Below are 4,105 nucleotides of genomic sequence, written 5' to 3'. Positions count from 1 at the left end.
CGCCAGACCGCCACCGCGCGCACCAGCGCCGCGCGGCGCAGCTTCACGCGGTCCGGCTCGCCCTGCGCCGCCTGCCAGCCCAGCTTCTTCAGGCCGCCGCCCAACAACTGCTCCACCCACCGGCGGAAGCGCTCCTGGTCCTCGCCGTCCGTCAGCCGGTTCTCGATGTAGCCGAGCCGCCCGACGAGCTCGTCCAGCACCGCCTCGTCCTCCTCGTCCCCGAAGCGCGCCGCCAGGTCCAGCAGGTCCGCCACCGGCGCCTGCCCCGCGCGCACCAGCGCCCACGTGTCCGCCAGGAGCGAGATGCGCTCCGACGGCGCCAGCGTCCCCAGGTTCGCCGCCAGCGCGTCCAGCGCCGGCTTCTCGTACGCCACCCGGTAGAAGCCCGTGGAGCCGCCGTTGGCGCACAGCCACTTCACGTCCCCCGCGCCCTCCAGCGTCACCGTCGCCTGCGCGTCGCGGAAGAGCACGCGCTGCTCCTTCACGCCGCTTGCGTCCTCGAAGCGCAGCACCATGGGCACCGGCCACGTCTCCGGGCTCTTCACCCCCGGCTCCGAGTAGAAGCGCCGCTGCGACAGCGCCACCTTCCGGCCCTCCAGCTTCACCGACACCAGCGGGAAGCCGCTCTGGCCAATCCACTTGGTGGCCAGCTCGTTCACCGGCTGCTTCGCCGCCTCGCCCAGCGCGTTCCACAGGTCTTCCTTCACCGCGTTCGCGCGCGCGTGCTTGCGCATGTACAGCCGGATGCCTTCGCGGAAGGGCCCCTCCCCCAGGAACCCTTCAATCATCCGCAGCACCGCGCCGCCCTTCTCGTAGGTGATGGCGTCGAAGCTCTCACCGGCCTCGCCCGCGTTGCGCACCTCCCCGTGGATGGGGTGCGTGGACTTGAGCGCGTCCAGCGCCAGCGCGCTCGCGCGGTGCGCGTCGAAGTCCAGCCACATGCGCCAGTCCGGCCGCCACTGGTCGACAATCTTGAAAGCCATCCATGTCGCGAACGCCTCGTTGAGCCAGAGGTCGTCCCACCACACCATCGTCACCCAGTTGCCGAACCACTGGTGCGCCAGCTCGTGCGTCACCACCTCCGCCACGCGCTTCTGCACCGACAGCGGCGCGGTGGCCGGGTCCAAGAGCAGCGCCACCTCCCGGTACGTGATGAGGCCGGCGTTCTCCATCGCGCCCGCCTCGAAGTCCGGGATGCCCACCTGGTCCACCTTGCCAAAGGCATACGGCAGCCCGAAGTAGTCCCGCAGCCGGGGCAGGACCTGGAGCGCCGCGTCCTGCCCGAACTTCGCCAGGTGCGCCTTCTCCGCCAGCGCCCACGTGCGCACCGGGACGCCCTCCGCCTGCTCCTCCGGCGTGCCCACCAGCGGCCCCACCACCAGCGCGATGAGGTACGAGCTGAGCAGCTCCGTCTCCTCGAACGTCACCTTGCGCAGCGCCCCGTCCTGCTCATCCTTCACCACCCGGCCGTTGCCCAGCACCGTGTGGCCTTCGGGCACGCGCACCGTGAGCGCCCAGCGCGCCTTGAAGGCCGGCTCGTCGAAGCAGGGGAACAGCCGCCGCGCGTCCGCGGCCTCGAACTGCGTGGCGGCCACCTTGCCCGCCGCGTACAGGCCGCGCAGGCCTTCACTGAAGTGCCCCGTCCACAGCACGTCCAGTGTGGCGCTGCCCGCGGGCAGGGGCGCATCGAACGTGAGCACCACCGTCTCGCTCACCGGAGAGGCGCGCTTGGACGCGGGCTTGCGCACGTCGTTGCCCACGCGCAGGGTGACCTCGCCCAGCTCCAGCGCGTTGGCGTGGAGGATGATCTCCGTCGTGGGCTGGGACAGCTCCAGCTCCACCCGCTCTTCACCCGTGAAGCTGCGCCCCTCCAGGTCCAGCGTCACCGTCGCCTGGTAGCGGCGCGGCCGGAGGGTGGTGGGCAGGCGGAAGTTCTTGTCGTCGGTGGGATGCGCCATAGGGGCGGCAATCTAGCGCCGGCCACGCCTTGTGCTCGCGCTCCATTTCCCAGTGTCCGCCGCTTCACGGCGCTCCACGCCCCGACCCTCCGGGTTGGGACGCGCCGTACATCCACCTCCACCGGGCGACACCTCCGTTGGCCGGCGAGCAGGGAGGTGCCTCCGTGGATGGCTTTGGACCGCGGGCCTCGCGCAGACTGCCGGGCATGGTCTCCCGTCTCTTCCGAGTGCTCCTCTTGTCGGTGGTCACCGTGCTGGGGCTGTCCGTCGCGCAGGAGCTGGGCGAGCGCTGCGTCCAGGGGCTGGAGGAGGGCCTGCGCGTGGCGGCCTTCTGGCGGCTGTCCGTGGTGGAGAAGGGCGTGGTGCACCGGCTGGCGGAGCTGGCCCTCTTCGCGGGCGTGGGCGCGCTGCTGGGGGCCTTGCAGTCGCGCGTGCTGCGCGGGGCGGGGTTCCAGGTGCCCGGCTGGGTGGGGATGACGGCGGTGGGCGTCGCGGTGGGGCTGGTGGGCTCGGAGGCGCTGGCCGGGGCCCTGGGCGTGTCCCCGAGGATGGCGCCCGTGGGCATGGGCGTGGTGCTGGGACTGGCGCAGGGCTGGGTCCTGCGGCGCGAGGTGCATGGCGCCGCCGTGTGGGTGGCGGCGTGCGGGGTGGGCTATGGCATGGCCGGGCCGGTGGCGGACTGGAAGCTCCAGGCGTGGAGGACGGCGGTGCTCGAGAACGCGACCGGGCGCCTGTCCTCCATCGTCATCACGGCGCAGGCCATGACGTGGGTGGCGCTCGCGCTGAGCATGGTGATTGGCGGCGTGTTCATCTTCACCAGCCTGCGCACGCAGGTGCTGCCCGCTCCGGGTTCGCGGCTGCCCGGCGCCCTGGGACAGCTCGCGTTCCTGGGGCTGGCCCTGCCGCTGATGGTCGCGCTGGAGGCCCGGGAGAAGAGCGAGCCGCGGTGGGGTCCGTTCGCCCACCCTCCGACCCGGATGCAGCCCCGGCCCACGCGGACCTGGGGACCGGCGCGCACGCCGTCCGGCGACGGGGTCTTCAGCCCGGGATGCAGCACCCGGGGCTGCGGGCCGCCGATGCACGTGGAGGCGCCCTCGCCGCCGACCCTCCACGACGAACACCTCCAGGTGCTGACCCCCACGGGGAAGGTCGGGGTCCCCCAGGGGATGAAGTGGAACAACGCCGCGAGCACGGAGGCCGAGCCCATCAACGCGGCCTCGGGGCCCGGCGCAGGGCGGGGCTCCTCGGGCACCGTCATGTATTGACGGCGCCGGGGCGCGCGGTTGCCGTGGGTGGGAACTTCCTTGCCCACCGCGGGCCGAAGGGCGCGCGCCATCCGTCGTGAGGTGGACATGCGCAGGGTCGCGAGGGCCGGGCACGGCGGTTGCTCTGTCGCGGCCGCATGGGACGAGGCGTGTGGGTGGGCGCGTTGGTGAGCGCGCTGGTGTGGGGCGGGGCGGCGGAGGCCGCGAGCAAGGCAAGGGCGATGAAGAAGGCCCGGCCGGTGGTCCAGCTGTCGGAGCGGGCGCTGTGGCGGGCGAAGTCCTGGGTGGGGATGACGACGCTGGCGAAGATGAGCTCGGCGGTGACGGATGACTGCTCGGGCATGACGCGGCTGGCGTTCCAGCAGCGGCGGCTGGACCTGCTGCCGGACGACGTGCTGCCGGAGGAGAACGGCGTCACGGCCATCCACCGCAAGGCGCGCGCGCTGGGCATGCTGTCGGACACGCCGGCGCCGGGCGCGCTGGTGTTCTTCCAGAACACGTTCGACCGCAACCGCGACGGCCTCTTCAACGACGGCCTCACGCACATCGGCATCGTGGAGCGGGTGGGCGCGGACGGCACGGTGACGTTCGTGCACAAGTCGGGCGGGCTGGTGAAGCGCTCGCGCTTCAACCTCCAGCAGCGGGAGGCGCGCAAGGACGCGAAGGGGCGCGTCCTCAACGACTGGCTGCGCCGCCAGGGCAAGAAGACGCGCGCCTACCTGGCGGGGGAGCTGGTGGCGGGCTTCGCGGCGGTGGATGAGCGCTGGCGCTCTCCCGCGCCGCCGCGGCTGGCGTCCGCGAAGCTCACCGGGAAGGGTGACGCCCGGACGGCGCGGCGCTAGACACGGCCGGCAGATGTCCACCGTCGAGGTCGCCCGAGCC

General features: G+C 72.6%; 3 protein-coding genes. 2 read left to right on the top strand and 1 reads right to left on the bottom strand.

Features of this window, described 5'->3' with window-relative positions; translation table 11 throughout:
* On the bottom strand, positions 1-1,958 hold a 1,958-nt coding region (locus ACLEQD_RS38390), incomplete at its 3' end, for a M1 family metallopeptidase (protein WP_410390805.1).
* A gap of 206 nt (positions 1,959-2,164) precedes the next feature.
* Between ACLEQD_RS38390 and ACLEQD_RS38385 the strand changes: the two genes are divergently transcribed.
* On the top strand, positions 2,165-3,223 hold the full coding sequence (locus ACLEQD_RS38385; protein ID WP_410390804.1) for a hypothetical protein: 1,059 nt from the start codon (positions 2,165-2,167) through the stop codon (positions 3,221-3,223).
* A 155-nt stretch (positions 3,224-3,378) separates the two neighbouring features.
* Entirely contained in the window at positions 3,379-4,065 is a 687-nt protein-coding gene (locus tag ACLEQD_RS38380; RefSeq protein ID WP_410390802.1) for a CHAP domain-containing protein, read from the top strand.
* The last annotated feature ends 40 nt before the right edge of the window (positions 4,066-4,105 follow it).

Origin of the sequence: Corallococcus sp. 4LFB (assembly GCF_046520365.1) — a bacterium.
In the GTDB taxonomy this organism is placed as follows: domain Bacteria; phylum Myxococcota; class Myxococcia; order Myxococcales; family Myxococcaceae; genus Corallococcus; species Corallococcus caeni.
The sequence above is the reverse complement of the archived record's forward strand: the minus strand, read 5'-3'. Positions and strand labels throughout refer to the sequence as shown.

What these genes read in the sequence shown, in the direction of transcription:
- ACLEQD_RS38385 (WP_410390804.1), top strand. Translation starts at nt 2,165, where the DNA reads ATGGTCTCCCGTCTCTTCCGAGTGCTCCTCTTGTCGGTGGTCACCGTG.